We start from the raw sequence: 19,268 nt of genomic DNA on the forward strand, positions 1-19,268 counted from the left end.
CACGATAAAAACGGCGTGGTGGCTCTGCTTTAGCAACTACTATTTGCTTATCGGCGGTAACTGAGAACACGTGAAATGGGACGCCAAGCTCGTATCGTTTTTTTACAGTGTAATTGGTTTCATCTATAGGGTCATAAATTGGTGTATCTGCATGCAAACAACTCGCAAGCAGGTAAGTATGCTCAAAGCGCAATTCGTCTGGTATGACAATTGGCACTTGCACATCAAACAGTTGGCGCAGTGGTGTGCCAGTAAAGTAGACGTCTAAAATATCAGGCTTTTCATACTGAAAGGGGTATACCTGTCGCGCACGCTGAAAGTTATGCTCTAGCTTTTTAGCTAGCTGTGTAAACTGTCTGCTCTCTACTATCTCACCTGCAACATCTTGTACTAAATACGGCAGGTTGCTGTGCAGATACGTAACTGGCGCAGTGACTTCACTCTCGATATTCGGAGATACAGACAGCACCATATCAAAGACGTGTTGCAAGGCGGTAAAGTCATGCGTGGTGGACAGCGCCTCACGGTAGCGCGCTCCCTCTACGCTATCGTGCTCATGCGGTGCAGGTGGTAGCTGTGGGGTAAGCTCTGCCACAATCGGCGCAAGCTGTGCTTGTATGTTTGCCGTGAAACGCGAAAGGTCTATGTCTTTAGGTGCGGTGTATGCTTCCTCTAGCGCTCTGGTACGTTGGCGTGCCTGTCGCTCTTTGCGTGAGCGATGCCAGTACGCGCCACCTGCGACAAGTGCCGTACCCGCAATAGCAAATGGTGCGAAGTATACTACCGCAAAAAAGAAAATGAGGAGCGCGACACCTGTCGCCACTCCCCAGAAAAACAGTTCCTCAAGCTCTCTCACAGCTCAAACGATTTGTTTTCTCGCTCCACTTCTGATGCTTCAAAATAGCGAGCGAGCAATTGCAATCCCTCAATAGCTTCGTCTTCAAAGGCGTGTGCTTCCACACTGTCGCGCGCACGAAAGCTGTATGGCTTTTTCATCAAGTCGTGCGCGGTCATGTAGTAGATGCGCTCGTCACGGTCTTTGCGTGCATTTATCGGCACAGACTGCGTGATGAAGTCCCTGCTGATGTTTTCTTTCTTGATGATAGCTTTCTCTTTTTCGGTGAATTGCACGGCAACTGTCACCACAGGATAGGTCTTGCGCATGACCAGTCCCTCTTTCACCTCACTGTGCGTAATATCTACTTTCATTCGTACCCCTCTTTCAAATTCCAATTTATATTCCAACTATTAGTAGAAAAAGAAGGTTCTGGGTCGTAAATCCTCAATCCAAACCATTCTTGGTAGTTGGATACATAATGAATATCCATATAGAACGGTTCAATTTTTGCTGGCTTTTGCGAACAAAACACATTAGCTTCCAAAATGCCTCTTGCGCTATTTGGCGATGTGAAAACCACTAGAACACTAATCTGATTAAATGTTATACGACACGCTCCAGACCTGACTTCAAAGGTTTCAAGCCATTTATATAAACCACCTTCAATATCTCTTGCTGTCTGAGTACTCCCCCACTCCTGCGCAGACACAGGTGCGCTCAAGGCTAAAAAGCCCGCAATCATATATTTAAGCATGTTCCCTCCTATCCCTCACAAAAGGCTAGAATTGAGAAAAGAGGCTGTCAACAGTCTTAGGTGAGCGAATGAGTTGATTGACCATGCGCGTGCGGATATGAGCCTCTGACTTCGGGAACGGCTCGGCGTAAAAGGCGGTAGTGGAGATTGCGTATGGTCTGCCGTCACCAAACACCACGGCATTGTACGGCGGTAGCTCAAACAGCTCATACGGCGAGGTGCGGTACTCATAGCTTGGGAAGTACTGCATGTCTTCAAATGAGCATCGAAAGACAAAGCTCGCACAGTTAGCCAGCACTGAATGACGCAGTTTCATATCCAATTGGTGCATGTATTGGTGTGAGAGCTTCAAGCGCACACCAAACTTTCGTATACCCGATAGCATTTCATTGAGCACAGACGGTGAAAAGAGGTGCGCTTCGTCTACGTAGACGCGGGTTGTTGTTGGAGCTTGTGAGAGCGCTGTAAGGTGAAAGTTAGACAGTACCAGTGAGCCAATTAAAGATGTTTTGCTCAGTCCAAGTGCGCCTTGCGGAATACGCACAAACACAATCTTGCCCTTAAAGACATCAGACAGATTGAGCTGTGTCTTTTTGTGTCCGATAGAGTGTCTTATACGCTTGTCCGATAGCAATATCTGCACTTTGTTGAGTGTACTTTCGGAGATATTGAAGCGGTCTTTTTCATTGAGGTCGGCATACCACTGCCAATACCGTTGCACCATAGGGTCGGTGATGTTTGGCGCACACTTTTCACGGTACGGTTGCGAGGTGATAAGAAAATACAAGCCAAGCAATGATTGCTCGTTGTCGATAAGTGTATGCACGCTGTTATAGAGCAAACTGTCAATGCGGGGCGTAGCTATATCTCGATAGCCCCATGCGTCTTTGATGCTATCGGTAAAGGCTGATGCGATGAAAGGTGTCTCGCCACCTATCGCCAGTGGATTGAACGGAATACTGTACTGTGTGGGGTCAAAAAGAATAACGTCATTGCGACGTTTTCGTGGAATGTACTGTAGCAGTTCGTCTGTATCGTGACCGTGGGGGTCAATGTATAGGACACCATGTCCGTCTGTAATGTCTTCAAGAATGTCTTGTTTGAGTAAGGTGGATTTGCCCATGCCAGAGCCACCTATCACGTGATGATGCGCCATAACGGTATAGTAAGCCAATAACGGCAGTGACGTGTGTCGTGCGTGTACCAGTATCTCTCACTGTACCGTTAAAGAACATACTGTCTATATTGTACCGTAGTCCGCTCACTGTGTCCGTCTAAGCGTAAGCGACATGACCCAATGACTTTTACCTTTATGGCTTGTGTCTTTGAGACATATAAAGGCGTTGGGTCATGGCGTGAGCCTGACGGCACTGTGATGCGGAATGGTATATATGAGACGGTATAAGTCGCGCTATAGGCAGGTCACGTATTGCCAACCTATAGCTCTTTGTACGGTAGCGTTATTTCGCTGTATATGTGCCGTTGTTCAAGGTCAATTCGCCACTTTTCTTGAGCGCTGCCAACGCATTGCTGATTGACTGCTGTAGCGATTTGTCATCATCGGCATTAAAGGACGTGATAAGCTCGGCGCGGGTAGACGGTTTTGACTGCACCGCAGACAGTACGTCTTTTCTGATACCTGTACGGCGCTTGCCAGTACCAGAGGTAGACAATCCCGACTGTACCAGTTGATACTGAAAGCCGAGGCTATTGAGTTCAGCTACCGCGTCTTCTGCTTTTTGCAGTGCTTCTTGTTTCGCTTCTGCGAGCAGTTTTTCTTTTTGCTTATCAAGCTCTTTGATTTTATCGAGCGTAGACATAGTTATCCCCATGTGTGTGATTGATACTGCTGTGTACTCGTGTATGATAGATAGTGCAAGTGAAAACTTGTCAAAAGAACCTAAAGACTGTTCCCTCTACGCCAGTCGTAAGATTGGTATATGAATTTGAGCGTCTGACCTTGTGTCGGGCGTAGAGGGAATATGTTGTGTATCAAAAGATGCCCGCCACAGTGCGGGTATTTTTTGTACTAAAAAGGGGACAGCCCGAAAGCTATCCCCTCCACTCCACAAAGGAGTCATCGCTGTGCCAACTGTGCTTCTATCCATTCGTCAATCTCTTGCTCCGACCAAAGGACTTTGAACCCGATGCGACACGGTTTGGGAAACCCAAGGTGTGCGTAGTGTTCATCGTTCGCTAGACGGTCAATGTGAGCGCGAGAAAAACCAACTTTCAGACACACGGCTTTTTTCGTCAAAAGGCGAGACATGCGCGTACTCCATGTTAGGAGCGTGCGCACGCTCAGTTGACCCGAGCCGTTAATACTTAGCGAAATGCTTTTTGTATATCAAGTACGCACCATAGGCAGAGATAAGCAGTGCCACAAAGCCATACATTTTATCCTCGCCACTGCCGAGAAACAGTCCAACAAACGCGGCGGGCAACGGAAACAGAAAAATCAACCACTTAAACACGGTACAACTCCCTCTTTTTGTAAATGGTCTATATACCGTAGCTGTGCGGTCTTTGCTTCCGCAAGGAAATTATGTCGAATGTATATTGCCTTGAGTCCCGATATTTCACCCGACACATGATTGAGCAATGCTTCAACAACGTGTATCGGCGTGCCTAGCTGTGCATGTATGGTGGCAAAGGTTCGGCGCAGGTCGTGCAGTGTCCAGTGTGGCAACGGCACTACCGTATCCATGGCAGTCTTCGCCTTGCTCCAACCATTAAACGGCACAGGGACGGTCATAGGTGGCAGGTATGGTGTCACCAATGGCTTGCCGTTTTTGGTGTGCTCTGGCGGAACGATTAAAAGGTCGTTTTGCACCTCAACGTGTGACGGCTCACTACGGCGCATACCTGTCAGCAGTAGTAGCTTCACATGGTCTGAAAACGGTGGATTGTGGTAGCCGTATATCGCTTTCAGCTCGCCTATGGTGAGCACCCTGTCTCGCTTACGTGTCACCGCAGACGCAAACTGTAGCGGGTTGCGGTCTATGATGTCGTTCTTGATGCACCAATTGAAAAATGCCTTCCATGACGCCACCTCATACGGATTGGTGAGGTTGATGTCTGCACGCTTGATGTCACTGATGTATTTGTGCCGTGTTTTGAGGTTGTGGCGGTACATTGCCACTGTCTTAGGCTTTAAGCGTCCCACACACTCCTTCAGATAGGCTGTCAGAGCCTCTGTAGTCAATTCTAAGCGTTTTTTAGTAGGAACATGGTCAATGTATCGTCTTGCTTCTTTTCGTGCGTCAGAGAGGCTTACAGAGCCAAACGCACCAATGGTGTGAAGCTGTCTGCGCTCGCCATACATGACAAAGTAGCTTTTAGCAGACTGTGAGACACGTACGCCAAAGCCTTTCTGCACTGTGTCCCAGTATTTGACGCTTCCACGTTTCTCAAATGGTAGTTGCTTGATAGCAAGCTCGGTCAAATGTCTCTTCATGTCTCTTTCTCCCTAGGTGTTGAGGGTAGCAGATATGGTCACAATGAGACACGAGTTTTTTGTTTTCAATCACTTACGGTCAGCATGAGTAGCTATGTGGTGGGCTGAATATGATTAGAAGTCAGCTGCTCTATCCAGTTGAGCTATGGGACCGCTGCGGCTCTTTTGCCGCAAGGCGCGCGCCCTTGCAATGGGGCTTGGCGCTCAAAGTGCCTTTGTCATGAAGACGGCGTTCGGGTCTTCGCGATAGTCGCCAAAGGGCGGGCAGATCGCAAACCCATGCCGGGCATAAAACGCGCGGGCCGGTGCGAAATTGGGCTGCGCGCCGGTCTCAAGGCTCAGGCGTTTTATCCCCGCCGCCATGGCGTCCGCGACCACCCGCGCCAGAAGTGCATCCGCGTAGCGCGCCCCGCGATGCGCGCCCAGAACATGCATGGATTTCACCTCGCCATGATCGGCGGTGAGCCGCTTCCACGCCGCCATGCCGCGCACATCATCGCCCACGGTCAGCGCATAAAAGCGGATCTCCGGCGCGGCCAGATTCGCGGCATCGAGCCGGTGACAACTGCCAATCGGCGTCTCGGCCTCGCAATGCGCCTGATGGATCTGAAGGATGGGCTGAAAACGGGCCTCGCGCGGGTCGGCTGGCGCAATCACCGCGTCCACGTCAACGCCCACTTAATGCGTCCACGGCCCCCGGCGTTTGGTCGCGAAATTCTCGCCATAACCGCCGGGCCGCACATTCATCTTGCGCGGTTTCGGCTGGGCGATGGTGAACTCAATGCCGTTCTTCTCGGCATAGGCCACCGCCTCTTCCTCGCTGTCAAAACGCATCCGGATCTGCTGGCTCGGATCATGGCTCCCGGTCCACCCCATCAGCGGGTCAATCGGCTTGGCCTGCGTGGGCACATATTCCAGCACCCAATGCTTCGTCTTGGCGGTCCCCGACTGCATGGCATTCCGGGCCGGACGATAAATTCTTGCGCGCATGACCGAACTCCTTTGGCTTGCCTCCTTTTACCGCCAAGCGCGCCGCCCGCGCAAGCCCCGGCGGTCTTGATTTGTTCCCTCAAAAGACCACATTGAGAAAGCAAGAAGGAGACAGCCATGGGCCATAACAACACCAATATGCCGGTCGAGCGCCCGCCCGAGGTGACGCGGCCCAAACTCGAAGGCGGCAAGGCCTTCAAAATGAACACCGAGTTCAAACCGGCGGGCGACCAGCCGACGGCGATTGCCGAGCTTTCCATGGGCATTCGCGAGGAGGAACAGGATCAGGTCCTTCTCGGCGCGACCGGGACCGGCAAGACCTTCACCATGGCGAAAATCATCGAGGAGACGCAGCGCCCGGCGATCATCCTTGCGCCGAACAAAACGCTCGCCGCCCAGCTTTACGCGGAGTTCAAAGGCTTCTTCCCGGAGAACGCGGTCGAATATTTCGTCTCCTATTACGACTATTACCAGCCCGAGGCTTACGTTCCGCGGACCGACACATATATCGAGAAGGAATCGCAGATCAACGAGCAGATCGACCGGATGCGCCACTCGGCCACCCGCGCGCTTCTGGAGCGGGACGATGTGATCATCGTCGCCTCGGTCTCCTGTATCTACGGCATCGGTTCGGTCGAAACCTATTCGGCCATGACGCAGGATCTCACCGCGGGCCAGAGTTACGACCAGCGCAAGGTGATGAGCGATCTCGTCGCCCAGCAATATCGCCGCAACGATCAGGCGTTTCAGCGCGGCACCTTCCGGGTGCGCGGCGATGTGCTGGAGGTCTGGCCCGCCCATATGGAGGACATGGCCTGGCGCTTTTCCTTCTTCGGGGATGAGCTGGAAAGCATCACGGAATTCGACCCGCTCACCGGCGCGAAACTCGGCGAGCGCGAACAGGTGCGCATCTACGCCAACTCCCACTATGTCACGCCCCGCCCGACCATGCAGACCGCCATCAAAGGCATCAAGAAGGAGCTGGAGATCCGGCTCAAACAGCTTGAGGCGGAGAGCAAGCTTCTGGAGGCGCAACGGCTCGAACAACGCACGAAATTCGATCTCGAAATGCTGGAGGCCACCGGGGTCTGCAACGGCATCGAGAACTATTCGCGCTACCTCACGGGCCGCGCCCCCGGTGAGCCGCCCCCCACCCTGTTCGAATATATCCCCGACAATGCGATTGTTTTTGCGGATGAAAGCCACGTCTCCGTCCCGCAAATCGGCGCGATGTATAAGGGCGACTTCCGGCGCAAATCGACGCTGGCGGAACATGGTTTCCGCCTGCCCTCCTGCATGGACAACCGCCCGCTGAAATTCGAGGAATGGGACGCGATGCGCCCGCAGTCGATCTTCGTCTCCGCCACCCCCGCGAAATGGGAAATGGAGCAAACCGGCGGCATCTTCACCGAGCAGATCATCCGCCCGACCGGCCTGCTCGACCCCGAGGTCGAAATCCGCCCGGTCAACACGCAAGTCGATGATCTCCTGGACGAAATCCGCAAGGTCTCGGCCAAGGGCTACCGCACGCTTGTCACCACCCTCACCAAGCGCATGGCCGAGGATCTCACCGAATATCTGCATGAACAGGGCATCAAGGTCCGCTACATGCACAGCGATATCGACACCATCGAACGCATTGAAATCCTGCGCGATTTGCGCCTCGGGGCCTTCGATGTGCTGGTCGGGATCAACCTCTTGCGCGAGGGTCTCGACATCCCCGAATGCGGCCTCGTCGCCATTCTCGATGCGGATAAGGAGGGTTTTCTGCGCTCAGAAACCTCGCTGGTCCAGACCATTGGCCGCGCCGCGCGTAACGCCGATGGCCGGGTGATCATGTATGCCGACCGCGTCACCGGCTCGATGGAGCGCGCGCTGGAGGAAACCAACCGCCGCCGCGCCAAGCAGCTCGCCTATAACGAGGCCCATGGCATCACCCCCGAGACGGTGAAAAAGAACGTCGCCGATGTGATGGAAGGGCTCTGGGACGGCGACACGGACCAGTCCCGCATCACGACGAAAATCGACAATGCGCAGGTCGGCGCGAACCTCGCCGCCCATCTCGACGCGCTCAAAAAGCAGATGCTCAAGGCCGCCGAAGATCTCGATTTCGAGGAAGCTGCGCGCCTGCGCGACGAGATCAAACGTCTCGAAGCGGTCGACCTCGCCGTCGCCGACGACCCCATGGCCCGCCAACAAGCCGTCGCCGCCGCGTCCGAAACCGGCCGCTCCACCGCCGGCCGACCGGGGCAAAGGGGCGGCGTGAAACGGCGGAAACGGTCGGGGTAAGGGATGGAGCTGAAGCATTGGCAGAGAAATTGGCTAACGGCGACGTTTGAGACGCAACCCGGCTACATCCTCAACTTTTCAGATCGCACATTTGCGGAATTCTTCGAGGATCATTTTCAAGTCGATATCTATGATGATCGCTTTGCAAAATCGGGCAAGTCGAAAGCCAAGCGATTCATGGCCTTCATTGCGCTATCACCGCCGCGCGTTGTTGCAGAGCTGGTCCAAGAGCTATGGGATCTCAAACATGCCGATCAAATCGAGAAGATAGAAAGGGAACTTCAGCTTGCAAGCCTGAACGGCGATCCCGAATACGCGGATATTCTCGCCAACGCCTACGCAATCGAATGCGAGGAATTGGAGAAATTTCTCGAGAGCCTGAAAGAGGGCCAAGAGCATGCTTCCACCGCGTCACTCCGGCATCTAGCGTCGGTCTGGACCTTCGACACGGTTGAAGCGGAAATCGACAGGGCCTTGGCGAATGTCGATACGGACCCCGAGGACGCCCTCACCGCCGCGCGGGCGGTTCTGGAGAGCGTTTTCAAATCTATCCTCTTCGAATGCGATCTTCCCCTGCCCAAAAAGAAATCGGAGATGAACGCCTATTACAAAGCCGTTCGTGAGCCCTTGGGCCTGTCACCCGGCAAGGCAGATATCAGCGATGACATCGCCAATGATGTGCGGACGATCTTGTCGGCGCTCGGAAGCGTCGTCGATGGTATCGGCTCTTTGCGCACCCACGGGGGCGACGCGCATGGCAAACGTGCCGGAACGAAACGTGTTGATGCAAGAATTGCGCGCCTCGCGGTGAATGCGTCAAGCGTCCTCTGTCTGTTTCTGATCGAGACATGGCAAAAGAAATATCCCGATCACAAACTTCGGGTCAGGGATGGGCAGAGCGATGACTAAGGTCGGCCTCATCCTCGGCGCCGCAGTGTGGCCTGGCGGGCGGCCCTCGCCGACTTTGCGGCGGCGGGTGGCGGAGGCGAGCCGTCTTTACCATGCGGGGGAGATCGACGCGGTGATCTGCTCCGGCGGGCTTGGCGCGCATCCGCCGAGCGAAGCCGCCTTAATGGCCCGGCTGCTCACGGATGCGGGCGTCCCGCTGGACGCGATCCATCAGGAAGGCGCGGCCACCAACACCATCGAAAACATCGCCTTTTCGCTGCCGATCCTCCGCCGTCTCGGCGCGCGCGATGTGCTGCTGATCAGCGACGCCTACCACCTGCCGCGCGCACGGGCCACCGCGCGGCTCCTCGGCCTCTACGCCAAGGGGAGCGCGACGCCGTTCAAAGGCACCCATCCCCGCAGTTTCCTCAAAGCCAGCCTGCGCGAATGCGGCGCGCTTGCGATCCTGCCCGCCCGCATCCCCGCCATCCTGCGCCTGCGCGGCGAGGTGAACCGGCGCGGCGTAGCGGGCGTTGCCGACACAGCGCCCGACGGCTTAGACCAGCAGAAACGCTCCTAAGCCACGGGCCGCGCCCCGGTTTTTGGGAGACGTTTCGCCCCGCTACCCCTCTCAGGCAAAGCCCATCTCCCGGCAAGACAGCGCGCCCGTCAAACCCCGGCCTTACCCCTCCCCCCCCGCAATAAAAAATTCATATTTCAGCAAGAATTCTTACCATTAACTAAACTAAGTTTAACCGCACGCTCCTCGCGATCCGTAGTTTGCCCTCACATTCGGCGCCTCCCGAAGCGCCCTTACACCCTTGAGGACAGCCATGCCCGTTTACAGCGTCACCCAGATTTATATGGGCAATTACGCCGATCTCGACCCCGTCGAGTCGACGCCCTCGCGCCAGAATTTCAGCAATGAAAACGAAGCCGTCGCCGGGTGGGGCGCGGGTCAGGAATACACCATCGACCAGATGGCGGTGACCGATATCCTGCAAGACGACACCATTCGCGAGGGCCGCATCCGGCTCGAAGAGGACGACATCGAGGGCCGCCGGCCGAACCCGCTTGAGGCCGACCGGTTCGTCTATAATCTCGGGGACGGCACCGTCGCTTCCAAGATCGACAGCGTGTTTCTCTGGGACGCGACCGTCACCCTTCAGGGCGGCGAAGAGGTCGCCCGCCGCATCCATTTCGTGCAGTTACAAAACGGCGATATCTTCACCAATGAAGCCGCCGATCTGAGCGATCTCAACATCAAATCCATCCGGCTCGACAGCTATGTGGGCAGCAATTACTACGGCGCGCCGCCCCGCCGGACCATCGACAATACCGAGATCGTCTGCTTCGCCCGCGGCACGTGGATCGAGCTGGAAAAGGGCCATGTCCCGGTCGAAAATCTCGCCAAGGGCGACCGCGTCCGCACCCGCGATCACGGCTATCAACCGATCCGCTGGATCGGCGGGCAGCGCCTGTCCGCAGCGCAGATCAAAGCCTTCCCGAATTTCCAGCCCATCAGGATCAGCGCCGGCGCGCTCGACGACAAGATCCCCGAGACGGACCTCATCGTCTCGCCGCAACACCGCCTGCTGGTCCGCTCAAAAATCGCGGCGCGAATGTTTGACAGCGAGGAGGTGCTGGTCGCCGCCAAACAGCTCCTGGAACTCGACGGCATCGCCCGCGCGGAGGATCTGGAGGAGGTCGAATATTTCCACATCCTCTGCGACCGGCATGAAATCATCTTCGCCAATGGCGCGGAAACCGAGAGCCTTTACACCGGCCCGCAAGCGCTGAAATCCCTCAGCCCGTCAGCGCGGGCCGAGATTTTCGCGATCTTCCCGGAGTTGCGGCACCTGCATTTCGGCCGCCCTGCGCCCGCCGCACGTCCGCTCATCCCCGGCAAAAAAGCCCGCCGCCTCGCCGCGCGACATCTCAAGAACAAAAGCCATCTGGTGCATTAGGGCCGCGGCCCTCAATACACCCCCTTCACCTCATACATCACCGGCTCGAAACTCTTGCAGAGCCCGTGAATATCGCGGTTGCGCGCCCGCATTTCATCGGTTCGCAGCATCGCCTTGTAATCGTCGCGCCCCTCCCATTGCGAGTAATTCGCGATCCGCGTATGCGCGTCGTTCATGTGGAGGCTCGCCGAAAGGAAACCGGGCTGCTTGCTGATCACCTCGGCATAGGCGTCCTGCAACATCTCCATCACATCATCGGCGGTGCCGGGCGTCACCTCGAAGGTGCATAGAACGGTCTGGCAGGATTGCTGTGTCGTGATTTCCATGGCGTGTCCCCCTGTTTTGCCCCAAAGATACAAAACAAAGCGCGAGCCGTGAAGTCTTCGCGCATATCGCCTCAAAACCGTCACGATGGCGGCCTATGCTGCGCGAGCCTGACACAGGAGATAACCATGGCGCTGCCCCAAATTCTCGGCCTGCTCTCACTGATCCTCTCGGGGGCGATCTTCGGCTTTTTCTATGCTTGGGTCTGCTCGACCATGTGGGGCCTCGATACGGCGAACCCGGAGATCGCCATCCCGGCGATGCAAGCGATGAACGCCTCCGTGCGCAACGCTGTCTTTGCCCCCGCCTTCTTCGCCACGCCCTTTGTCATGCTGATCACCGCCTATGCCGCGCATCGCAGCGGCGCGGGCACCGCCATGACCGCCTTCGCCGCGGGCGGGCTCATTTACCTCGTCGGCGGGGTGATCCTCACCTTGGCGGTGAACGTCCCGATGAACGAAGCGCTCGCCCAGGTCACCCCGGACGAGATCTCCGCCAACGGTGCCGCCATCTGGGCCGAGTATTCGCCCCGCTGGCAGCGTTGGAATGTGATCCGCACGATTGCCAGCGGCGTTGCGCTTCTGCTCGCGGGGATCGGCCTTCTGACCCTCCCCCGCGGCGCTTAGTCGATCTTGTCGGAGCGGATCCGCACCACCGCCTCGCCGCGCACTTCCTTGCCCCAATCGAGCCGTACATAATGGCCGCGCTTGCCAAATGAGGTCTGAATATCCGGCAAGGGCGCGCCACCCTGCGCCTCCAGCTTGCCCATCGGCGCGAAGCCATCGCAGGTCAGCGTTTCCCCGAAAAACGGCAGAATAACCGGCCCGGAGTTCCAATAACGCAACAACCGCCCGCGTGAGGAGACCTTCACCGATTGCGGGCTCTGCGTGCGCTGATCGACCCCGAAAAACGTGTTGCTGTGCATGTCAATCGCGCGAGATTTCTTGTGGTCGATCCGGCCGCCCGAGAAATTCACCCGGTCCACCCGGTTGATCGGCGAGCCGCCGAACACTTTGAAATTATTGCCCGTAATGGAAATCCCGTCCAGCGAATGCCCGGTGCCAATAGGGCGAATATGGATGAAGGAGAACCAGGACGGAATTTTATGCGCCGTGAAAATATTCCCCGTAATCGCGAAACTGCCAAAGGCGAGCGAGCTGTCGCCCGAGGGCGTTTCATCAAACTCATTGGTAAATTCGATCCAGCAATTGTCCACATAATTGCCGATCAGCGAGGTTTTGCAATTGGTCGCGCCAATGATCAGACCCGCCGTGCGCCCCCCGGCGGTGCCACTGTCACCCTGAAAGAAATGATTACCCGAAACCAGATGGCCGCCGCCCGCCATCACCGCGAAATGTTTGAAATAGAGCGCGCGGTTGTCGCGGATTTTCATGTCGTTTTTGTTGGTGTTGAAGGCGATGCTGCGGCGCTGGATCGCCAGCTTGCTGCCCTCGCTGGAGACGAACTGGCAGCTTTCAATCGAGAGCCCGTTACACCCCTCCCCGATCGAGGTGATCGCGCGATCTTCGGGGCTGGTAAACCAACATTCGTTGATCTCGTTGGCGATCCCTTCGGGCGGGAGCATATAGCCGCTGCCCCGGCCTTGGTTGAGAAACTGCACGCCTGAAATGCGGAACCGGCTGATGCGCTCAAAGCCCGAGAAATCCAGCATGTAGCGGAAGCGGCGGAAGGTGTATTGCTGCCGCGCCGGTGCGCTGTGGAGCGGCTGGCTCAGCGTGATCGTCTTGTCGCGGATCGACACCGCCCGCACATACACCTCGCGCCCGACGCCGACGCCCTCAATGAGCGAGCCGACTTGGATCTTGTCCACATTGCCCACGTCGAAAAGCTCGTAGGGCTTGTTCGCGTTATACCGCGCATAGGAATATTTCACCCGCGTATTCCACGGCGTCGTGCCGACCCGCTTCAGCGCGCCATTGCGCAGCACCCGGCGCTGCGCAAAATTCGTCACATCGCCGACCGCAGCGGCCACATCAATCGGCCGCGTGATGCGCACCTGCCGGCCCATGAGGTCCAGCTCCTCATGATTACCATTGCGAAACAGCGCCTGCAGCGCCTTTTCCAGCCCGATCGTGTCATCGCCAAAAGCCGCAGCATAAGTCGGGAAATCGAAGTTGCGCCCAATCGACAACACCGCCGCTTTGGGCATATCGAGCTTGCCCGTGAACCGCATCGGCGAGCGCATCGTGAGGTTCCGCGAGACTTTGTAAATCCCCTCCGGCACCACCACGGTCTTGCCTTTTGCTGCATTGTCCGCTGCAACAAAAGCCGCATGGTCATCGACCTGACCATCGCCGACCGCGCCGAAATCCCGCACATCCACGAAGTCCAGAAGCTCCCGCAGATAGAGCGCCGTCACATCCTCGATCACAATGTCATCGACCCGGTAGAGCGACCCGGCCTTCACATTCACATCGATGCCGAAATGGGCATAGCGCACATCGCTGGTCCAGGGCATGTCGAAGCCGGAGCGCACCCCGATCCCGACCATCGCCGTCACCTCGACCACACCACCCATCTCGGCAGGGCGGCCATAGGCGCCATATTCGTCCATATCCGCCACATGGTTGCCGCGGGTGTCTCCGGCCCAGGCGGCAATCCGCACCGACGGGATGCCCCCGCTCACCGCCCTGACCCGCGCCGTGATCCGCAAAAATTGCCCGCTCTGCACTAGGGTTCGCTCCACGGCCCGAATGGGCTGCACCCCGCCCGCCGCGCGCACCTCCAGACAGGTGCCGAACTCATTGTCCGACGGGATCACCATGGCCTCCAGATCGGCCAGCGTCCGCTCTGTCCCGCCATCGGCCCGCGCCGACCATTTGATAAGCCCGTCCGAAAATGCCGGCGGCATCAACCCTGTATTCTGAACCATAACAACCCCTTTTGCTCATGCCGCAAGAAGGGGGTTAACCGCCCGGTCTTTGCCCGCAAAATTGGGCATGAAATCGTATTACTCTCTGCATAAAAATCGCGAGGGGTGAGGGCACGCTATGCCGATCGTCCCCACACTCTCTCGCGTCGAAGAGAAATACCCAAAGAAGGTTAAGAAATGGTTAGCCGAGTCGCTCGCGGATCATCGCCGCCGTCTCCGGCGCACCGTAAAGCGCGATGAACCCGCCGAAACGCGGCCCTTGCGATGCGCCCAGAAGCACTTCGTAAATCGCCGTGAACCAGTCCCGCAGCGGCTCGAACCCATGCTCTTTGCCGACCGCAAACACCATGCTTTGCAGCTCTTCGCCGTCCGCGCCGCCATCCCAAGCCGCCAGCCGGGTCGCCAGATCCTCCAGCGCCGCCCGCTCCTGATCGCTCGGCGCGCGGAAGGTCTTGTTCGGCTTCACGAAATCATTGAAATAGCGCACCGCATAGCCCGCCGCCGCATCGAGCCCCGGATGAGTCTCGGCGCTCGCCTCCGGCGCATAGCGGCGGATGAAGCCCCAAAGCTGATCCTTGTCCTCCGCGCTCGCCGCCGAGGCGAGGTTGAGCAGCATCGAGAACGACACTTCCATATCAGAGGCCGGCACATCCCCGCCATGGATATGGAACGCCGGATTCTCCAGACGCTGCTTCGGCTCCTGCCCCGCAAAGGCCCGCAAATGCTGGTGATATTCGTCCACCGATTTCGGGATCACATCGAAATAGAGCCGCTTCGACGTTTTCGGTTTCTGATACATGAAGAGCGACAGCGATTCCGGGCTCGCATAGGTCAGCCAATCCTCCATCGAAATGCCATTGCCCTTCGATTTGGAGATTTTCTGCCCGTCCTCGTCCGAAAACAGCTCATAGGTCAGGGTCTGCGGCGGCCGCCCGCCCATCACCTTGCAGAGCTTGCTCGCCAGCGTCACCGAATCCGTCAGATCCTTGCCCGACATCTCGTAATCCACATCGAGCGCGGCCCAACGCATCGCCCAATCGGGCTTCCACTGCATCTTCACATGCCCGCCCGTCACCGGCACTTCCACGCGCTCCCCATCGGGCTCTTCATAGACAATCGTGCCCTTGTCGAGATTGCGCTCCAGCGTCGGCACTTGCAGCACATGGCCCGTTTTCGGGCTCACCGGCAGGAAGGGCGAATAGGTCGCCTGACGCTCCTTGCCCAGCGTCGGCAGCATGATTTCCATGATTTTTTCATAGCCTGCCAGCGCCTTCAGCAGCGTCTCATCGAAGCGGCCGGATTTGTAATATTCGGTCGCCGAGGCGAACTCATAGTCAAACCCATATTGGTCCAGAAACGCCCGCAGCCGCGCATTGTTATGCGCTCCGAAACTGTCATGGGTGCCAAACGGATCGCGTACCACCGTCAGCGGCAGATTGAGATCCTGCGCCATCTCCTCTTGGTTCGGCACATTGCCCGGAACCTTGCGCAACCCGTCCATATCATCCGAGAAACAAATGAGTTTCGTCGGAATGTCGGACAGCATCTCAAAGGCCCGGCGCACCATGGTCGTGCGCGCCACCTCGCCGAAAGTGCCAATATGCGGCAGACCCGACGGCCCGTAACCCGTCTCGAACAGCACATAGCCTTTTTCCGGTGTCTTACCGTTGAGCCGTTTGACCAGCTTGCGCGCCTCCTCAAAAGGCCACGCCTTCGCCGCCATTGCCAGATCGCGCATTTCGGTCATCACTCTCTCCATTGTAAGATTGGCTTCTCCCTATTGCGGCTTCGCGTTCGCGTCAATAAATCCAAAGGCAAAGGAGAGTTGAAATGACTGAATTGAGCGCCCAGGACGCCCTCGTCGCCATCATGGTGGCCACCTCTGTGTCCAACGAACATATCGCCACCGCCGAGCTTGTGACCATCGAGCGGATCGTCAACCACTTCCCGGTCTTTGCCGATTACGATCCGGCCCGCATCGGGACCGTGGCCAATCTGGTGTATGAGCTGTTCGAGGAAGAGGACGGTCTCGACGCGCTCTTCGGTCTCGTCCGCCCGGCCCTGCCCGAAGGTTTCAACGAAACCGCCTATGCCATGGCCTGCGACGTGGTCGCCGCCGATGGCCGCACGGACGAGGCGGAGCTGCGGTTCCTCGAAGAAATTCGCTATGAATTAGAAGTGGATCGCCTCCACGCCGCCTCCATCGAGCGCGGTGCCCGTGTGCGGCATATGCAGATCCCTCAGTAAAGCAGAACAGGCGCGGCGATACCCACCATTGCCGCGCCCATTATCCAGAGCGGCCAGCTCACTAAAGCCGCTCAAGACCCTCTTTCGGCCCGAAAAATTCGAAGTGAACGCGTTCGGGGGGGAGGCTGCGCGCCGCGAGGCACTGGTGAACGTCGCTCATGAATGGTTTAGGGCCACAAAAGTAGTAATCTGCTTCTGTCTCCGGCGCGATGCGGCGAATTAACGCATCGTTAACAAAGCCCTTTCCCATCTCGACCGCCCCCGGCAGCGTCGCCGGCATCGCCTCGCTATACTGAAAAACCACCTTCAAACCGTCATGGCGCGCGGCCAATGCGGCGATCTCCGGAGCAAACGCCTGCACCTCAGGGTTGCGCACCGCATGGAGGAAAACGATCTCGCGATCCGGCTGCGCCTTCAGCGCGCTCAGCATCATGCTCATCAGAGGGGTAATCCCGACACCCCCCGCCATCAGCACCAACGGCGAGTCGCCCTCCGGGTTCTTGAGCACAAACTCCCCGCAAGGCGGCCCCACCTCGATCTGGTCGCCCTCTCCCACCGAGTCGTGCAGATGCGTGGAGACATAGCCATCCGGCGCGCCCTCCTCCCGCTTCACCGATATGCGCAAATGCGCCTGCCCCGGCCGGTCCGACAGCGAATAATTCCGCATCGTCGTCAACCCGTCCGCCGTGGGCACCCGCACCGTAATATACTGGCCCGGCGCAAATTCCGGCAGCGCCCCGCCATCTGCGGGCTGAAGATAAAACGACGTGATATTCGCGCTTTCCGGCACCTTGCGCGCCACGGTAAAGGGCCGAAACCCTTCCCATCCGCCCGGCACCGCCGCCGTGTCCGCGTAAATCTGCGCCTCCCGCGCGATCAGAATATCGGCAAGAAATCCGTATGCTTCGGCCCAGGCGTCCACAATCTCATCCGTCGCCGCCTCCCCCAGAACCTCCCGGATCGACGCCAGCAGATTCGCGCCCACAATCGGATAATGCTCCGGCTTGATCATCAGCGAGGCATGTTTCTGCGCGATCAGCTCCACCGCCCCGCCAAGCGCCTCCAGATCATCAATATGCGCCGCATAGGCGGTAATCGCGGCGGCCAGCGCCCGCTGCTGCGTGCCCGCTTGCTGGTTCGCGCGGTTGAAAAACGGCGCCACCTCCGGGTTCTCGGTAAACATCCGCGCATAGAAATGTCGCGTCAGCGTCTCCCCATGCGCTTCCAGAACCGGCGCGGTCGATTTCACTGTGGCGATTGTCTCTTGGCTCAGCATCGGGAGATTCCTTAATCTGCATTCTTAATACATATTCAATAGCAGCCCTGTTTCCCCCTTACAACCACGAGGCGATGCCGTTATGGCTGAACCTATGCGTTTGACGAATTTTACTGATTATGGGCTGCGCAGCCTGATCTATCTCGCCATCCATGCCGAGCGCCGTTGCAGCGCGCGCGAGATTTCCGCTTATTATTCAATTTCCTACAACCATATCGTGAAGGTCGTGCATCAGCTCTCGCTGTCCGGTCTGGTTGTCACATCGCGCGGAAAAGGCGGCGGCATCATGCTCGCCAAAGGGACGCTCGACCGCCCGGTCGGCGACATTGTGTCGCAGCTTGAGCCGGATTTTCATCTCGTGGAATGTTTCGATGAAAAGAGCAATGGCTGCCGCATCACCGAGATTTGCGGTCTTCGCCACCATCTTGTCGACGCCCGCAGCGCCTTCATCGCCAAGCTGAACGACAAGACCCTGCGCGACATCCTGCCCGCCGATCCCGCCGCCTTCAAAGCCCTCGCCCCGAAGGCGGAGTAACCTTACTCCGGCATCCAGCGCGCCTTGCGTTTCTCGAAAAACGCAGAGACGCCTTCCATCGCGTCGTCGGTCTCCCAAACATCCGCAAGCGCTTCAATCGACGCGTCGATTTCCGCCTCGCGCACCTGATAGCCCACATCGCGGATCAGCTTTTTCGTCGCCGCCACCGCCACGGGCGAGGCCGAAAGATACGGTTTGATCTCCGCCTCGATCGCCGCGTCCAGCGCGTCCGGCGCCACCATCTTGGCCACCAGCCCCAATTCCTGCGCCCGCGCCGTGTCAAAGAGCCCGCCCGAGAGCATCACCGCCCGCGCGTGACCCTCGCCCATCCGGGCCAGCACATAGGGCGAAATCGTCGCCGGAATGATCCCGAGCCGCACTTCCGTCAGCCCGAATTTCAGCCCCTCGGCGGCAATCACCACATCGCAGACCGACATCATCCCGATCCCGCCGCCAAAGGCCTGCCCCTGCACCTTGCCGATCAGCGGTTTCGGCAACCGGTTGAGCGCGCCGAGCATATCCGCCAGCTTGCGCGCCTCGCTCATCCGCTGCGCACGGGACGCGGTCATCTGCGTCTTCATCCACGCCAGATCCCCGCCCGCGCAAAAACTCTTGCCCGCGCCGGTCAGCACCACGACGCGAATATCCTCGCGCCCGCCAATCTCGCCCGCAACCTCCGTCAGCTCCGCAATCATCTGCGGGCTGAGCGCGTTATGCTTCTCCGGATTGTCGAGCGTCAGCAGCGCGACGCCGCGCCCGTCCACATCCAGCGTAATCGTTTGATACCTCATGAGACCTCTCCCCTTTCGC

At 57.7% G+C, this 19,268-nt stretch carries 20 protein-coding genes; 7 read left to right on the forward strand and 13 right to left on the reverse strand.

Annotated features, from left to right (window positions below; translation table 11 throughout):
- Positions 1-852: 852 nt before the first annotated feature.
- The 8 genes from ACMA5I_RS10415 to ACMA5I_RS10450 all read right to left on the reverse strand — a co-directional run bounded on the left by ACMA5I_RS10415 (position 853) and on the right by ACMA5I_RS10450 (position 6,039).
- The gene (locus ACMA5I_RS10415; RefSeq protein ID WP_525886201.1) at positions 853-1,209 is read right to left on the reverse strand and encodes a hypothetical protein; all 357 of its coding nucleotides are present in this window, start codon (positions 1,207-1,209) and stop codon (positions 853-855) included.
- Complete coding sequence (locus ACMA5I_RS10420) at positions 1,206-1,592, reverse strand: hypothetical protein (RefSeq protein ID WP_525886202.1); 387 nt, start codon at positions 1,590-1,592, stop codon at positions 1,206-1,208. The genes ACMA5I_RS10415 and ACMA5I_RS10420 overlap by 4 nt, the downstream gene beginning before the upstream one ends.
- Positions 1,593-1,617: 25 nt before the next feature.
- Positions 1,618-2,715 (reverse strand): hypothetical protein, encoded by a 1,098-nt coding sequence (locus ACMA5I_RS10425; protein ID WP_525886203.1) that lies wholly within the window; start codon positions 2,713-2,715, stop codon positions 1,618-1,620.
- Positions 2,716-3,052: 337 nt separating this feature from the next.
- Positions 3,053-3,412 (reverse strand): hypothetical protein, encoded by a 360-nt coding sequence (locus ACMA5I_RS10430; protein ID WP_525886204.1) that lies wholly within the window; start codon positions 3,410-3,412, stop codon positions 3,053-3,055.
- A 257-nt stretch (positions 3,413-3,669) separates the two neighbouring features.
- Positions 3,670-3,861: a helix-turn-helix transcriptional regulator gene (locus ACMA5I_RS10435; protein WP_525886205.1), complete on the reverse strand. Its 192-nt coding sequence runs from the start codon at positions 3,859-3,861 to the stop codon at positions 3,670-3,672.
- A gap of 189 nt (positions 3,862-4,050) precedes the next feature.
- Complete coding sequence (locus ACMA5I_RS10440) at positions 4,051-5,049, reverse strand: tyrosine-type recombinase/integrase (protein ID WP_525886206.1); 999 nt, start codon at positions 5,047-5,049, stop codon at positions 4,051-4,053.
- 204 nt (positions 5,050-5,253) lie between these two features.
- The gene (locus ACMA5I_RS10445; protein ID WP_525886207.1) at positions 5,254-5,727 is read right to left on the reverse strand and encodes a GNAT family N-acetyltransferase; all 474 of its coding nucleotides are present in this window, start codon (positions 5,725-5,727) and stop codon (positions 5,254-5,256) included.
- Positions 5,728-6,039 carry an NADH dehydrogenase ubiquinone Fe-S protein 4 gene (locus ACMA5I_RS10450; RefSeq protein ID WP_525886208.1) on the reverse strand — a complete coding sequence of 104 codons (312 nt, stop codon included), beginning with the start codon at positions 6,037-6,039 and terminating at the stop codon, positions 5,728-5,730. It lies immediately after the preceding gene.
- 117 nt (positions 6,040-6,156) lie between these two features.
- On the opposite strand from ACMA5I_RS10450, the gene uvrB reads away from it, so the two are divergent.
- The 4 genes from uvrB to ACMA5I_RS10470 all read left to right on the forward strand — a co-directional run bounded on the left by uvrB (position 6,157) and on the right by ACMA5I_RS10470 (position 11,183).
- Positions 6,157-8,328 (forward strand): excinuclease ABC subunit UvrB, encoded by a 2,172-nt coding sequence (gene uvrB, locus ACMA5I_RS10455; RefSeq protein WP_525886209.1) that lies wholly within the window; start codon positions 6,157-6,159, stop codon positions 8,326-8,328.
- A gap of 3 nt (positions 8,329-8,331) precedes the next feature.
- The gene (locus tag ACMA5I_RS10460; RefSeq protein WP_525886210.1) at positions 8,332-9,237 is read left to right on the forward strand and encodes an abortive infection family protein; all 906 of its coding nucleotides are present in this window, start codon (positions 8,332-8,334) and stop codon (positions 9,235-9,237) included.
- Entirely contained in the window at positions 9,230-9,796 is a 567-nt protein-coding gene (locus ACMA5I_RS10465) for a YdcF family protein (RefSeq protein WP_525886211.1), read from the forward strand. Before ACMA5I_RS10460 ends, ACMA5I_RS10465 begins: the two co-directional genes overlap by 8 nt.
- Positions 9,797-10,049: 253 nt before the next feature.
- Entirely contained in the window at positions 10,050-11,183 is a 1,134-nt protein-coding gene (locus ACMA5I_RS10470; RefSeq protein ID WP_525886212.1) for a Hint domain-containing protein, read from the forward strand.
- Between the two features lie 11 nt (positions 11,184-11,194).
- Here ACMA5I_RS10470 and ACMA5I_RS10475 read toward each other — a convergent pair whose 3' ends face one another.
- A complete protein-coding gene (locus ACMA5I_RS10475) occupies positions 11,195-11,509 on the reverse strand; it encodes an antibiotic biosynthesis monooxygenase family protein (RefSeq protein ID WP_525886213.1) in 315 nt (104 codons plus the stop codon).
- 126 nt (positions 11,510-11,635) lie between these two features.
- Between ACMA5I_RS10475 and ACMA5I_RS10480 the strand changes: the two genes are divergently transcribed.
- Positions 11,636-12,133 carry an anthrone oxygenase family protein gene (locus tag ACMA5I_RS10480; protein ID WP_525886214.1) on the forward strand — a complete coding sequence of 166 codons (498 nt, stop codon included), beginning with the start codon at positions 11,636-11,638 and terminating at the stop codon, positions 12,131-12,133.
- Here the strand turns inward: ACMA5I_RS10480 and ACMA5I_RS10485 are convergent.
- Both ACMA5I_RS10485 and ACMA5I_RS10490 read right to left on the reverse strand, forming a co-directional pair.
- Positions 12,130-14,400 (reverse strand): glycosyl hydrolase family 28-related protein, encoded by a 2,271-nt coding sequence (locus tag ACMA5I_RS10485; protein WP_525886215.1) that lies wholly within the window; start codon positions 14,398-14,400, stop codon positions 12,130-12,132. The two genes, ACMA5I_RS10480 and ACMA5I_RS10485, sit on opposite strands and share 4 nt — an antisense overlap.
- 181 nt (positions 14,401-14,581) lie before the next feature.
- Positions 14,582-16,147 carry a lysine--tRNA ligase gene (locus ACMA5I_RS10490; RefSeq protein ID WP_525886216.1) on the reverse strand — a complete coding sequence of 522 codons (1,566 nt, stop codon included), beginning with the start codon at positions 16,145-16,147 and terminating at the stop codon, positions 14,582-14,584.
- Positions 16,148-16,230: 83 nt separating this feature from the next.
- Here ACMA5I_RS10490 and ACMA5I_RS10495 point away from each other — a divergent pair, with 83 nt between their 5' ends.
- On the forward strand, positions 16,231-16,647 hold the full coding sequence (locus tag ACMA5I_RS10495; RefSeq protein ID WP_525886217.1) for a tellurite resistance TerB family protein: 417 nt from the start codon (positions 16,231-16,233) through the stop codon (positions 16,645-16,647).
- A 61-nt stretch (positions 16,648-16,708) separates the two neighbouring features.
- On the opposite strand, the gene hmpA is transcribed toward ACMA5I_RS10495, so the two are convergent.
- Positions 16,709-17,923 carry an NO-inducible flavohemoprotein gene (gene hmpA, locus ACMA5I_RS10500; protein WP_525886218.1) on the reverse strand — a complete coding sequence of 405 codons (1,215 nt, stop codon included), beginning with the start codon at positions 17,921-17,923 and terminating at the stop codon, positions 16,709-16,711.
- An 82-nt stretch (positions 17,924-18,005) separates the two neighbouring features.
- Here hmpA and ACMA5I_RS10505 point away from each other — a divergent pair, with 82 nt between their 5' ends.
- On the forward strand, positions 18,006-18,458 hold the full coding sequence (locus ACMA5I_RS10505; RefSeq protein WP_525886219.1) for an RrF2 family transcriptional regulator: 453 nt from the start codon (positions 18,006-18,008) through the stop codon (positions 18,456-18,458).
- 2 nt (positions 18,459-18,460) lie between these two features.
- Here ACMA5I_RS10505 and ACMA5I_RS10510 read toward each other — a convergent pair whose 3' ends face one another.
- The gene (locus tag ACMA5I_RS10510) at positions 18,461-19,249 is read right to left on the reverse strand and encodes a crotonase/enoyl-CoA hydratase family protein (RefSeq protein WP_525886220.1); all 789 of its coding nucleotides are present in this window, start codon (positions 19,247-19,249) and stop codon (positions 18,461-18,463) included.
- Between the last annotated feature and the right edge of the window lie 19 nt (positions 19,250-19,268).

It is taken from the genome of Jujubicoccus corallicola, assembly GCF_047345645.1.
Classification (GTDB): Bacteria; Pseudomonadota; Alphaproteobacteria; order Rhodobacterales; family Rhodobacteraceae; genus JBLEFH01.

What these genes read in the sequence shown, in the direction of transcription:
- ACMA5I_RS10415 (WP_525886201.1), bottom strand. Translation starts at nt 1,209, where the DNA reads ATGAAAGTAGATATTACGCACAGTGAGGTGAAAGAGGGACTGGTCATG.
- ACMA5I_RS10420 (WP_525886202.1), bottom strand. Translation starts at nt 1,592, where the DNA reads ATGCTTAAATATATGATTGCGGGCTTTTTAGCCTTGAGCGCACCTGTG.
- ACMA5I_RS10425 (WP_525886203.1), bottom strand. Translation starts at nt 2,715, where the DNA reads ATGGGCAAATCCACCTTACTCAAACAAGACATTCTTGAAGACATTACA.
- ACMA5I_RS10430 (WP_525886204.1), bottom strand. Translation starts at nt 3,412, where the DNA reads ATGTCTACGCTCGATAAAATCAAAGAGCTTGATAAGCAAAAAGAAAAA.
- ACMA5I_RS10435 (WP_525886205.1), bottom strand. Translation starts at nt 3,861, where the DNA reads ATGTCTCGCCTTTTGACGAAAAAAGCCGTGTGTCTGAAAGTTGGTTTT.
- ACMA5I_RS10440 (WP_525886206.1), bottom strand. Translation starts at nt 5,049, where the DNA reads ATGAAGAGACATTTGACCGAGCTTGCTATCAAGCAACTACCATTTGAG.
- ACMA5I_RS10450 (WP_525886208.1), bottom strand. Translation starts at nt 6,039, where the DNA reads ATGCGCGCAAGAATTTATCGTCCGGCCCGGAATGCCATGCAGTCGGGG.
- uvrB (WP_525886209.1), top strand. Translation starts at nt 6,157, where the DNA reads ATGGGCCATAACAACACCAATATGCCGGTCGAGCGCCCGCCCGAGGTG.
- ACMA5I_RS10460 (WP_525886210.1), top strand. Translation starts at nt 8,332, where the DNA reads ATGGAGCTGAAGCATTGGCAGAGAAATTGGCTAACGGCGACGTTTGAG.
- ACMA5I_RS10465 (WP_525886211.1), top strand. Translation starts at nt 9,230, where the DNA reads ATGACTAAGGTCGGCCTCATCCTCGGCGCCGCAGTGTGGCCTGGCGGG.
- ACMA5I_RS10470 (WP_525886212.1), top strand. Translation starts at nt 10,050, where the DNA reads ATGCCCGTTTACAGCGTCACCCAGATTTATATGGGCAATTACGCCGAT.
- ACMA5I_RS10475 (WP_525886213.1), bottom strand. Translation starts at nt 11,509, where the DNA reads ATGGAAATCACGACACAGCAATCCTGCCAGACCGTTCTATGCACCTTC.
- ACMA5I_RS10480 (WP_525886214.1), top strand. Translation starts at nt 11,636, where the DNA reads ATGGCGCTGCCCCAAATTCTCGGCCTGCTCTCACTGATCCTCTCGGGG.
- ACMA5I_RS10485 (WP_525886215.1), bottom strand. Translation starts at nt 14,400, where the DNA reads ATGGTTCAGAATACAGGGTTGATGCCGCCGGCATTTTCGGACGGGCTT.
- ACMA5I_RS10490 (WP_525886216.1), bottom strand. Translation starts at nt 16,147, where the DNA reads ATGACCGAAATGCGCGATCTGGCAATGGCGGCGAAGGCGTGGCCTTTT.
- ACMA5I_RS10495 (WP_525886217.1), top strand. Translation starts at nt 16,231, where the DNA reads ATGACTGAATTGAGCGCCCAGGACGCCCTCGTCGCCATCATGGTGGCC.
- hmpA (WP_525886218.1), bottom strand. Translation starts at nt 17,923, where the DNA reads ATGCTGAGCCAAGAGACAATCGCCACAGTGAAATCGACCGCGCCGGTT.
- ACMA5I_RS10505 (WP_525886219.1), top strand. Translation starts at nt 18,006, where the DNA reads ATGGCTGAACCTATGCGTTTGACGAATTTTACTGATTATGGGCTGCGC.
- ACMA5I_RS10510 (WP_525886220.1), bottom strand. Translation starts at nt 19,249, where the DNA reads ATGAGGTATCAAACGATTACGCTGGATGTGGACGGGCGCGGCGTCGCG.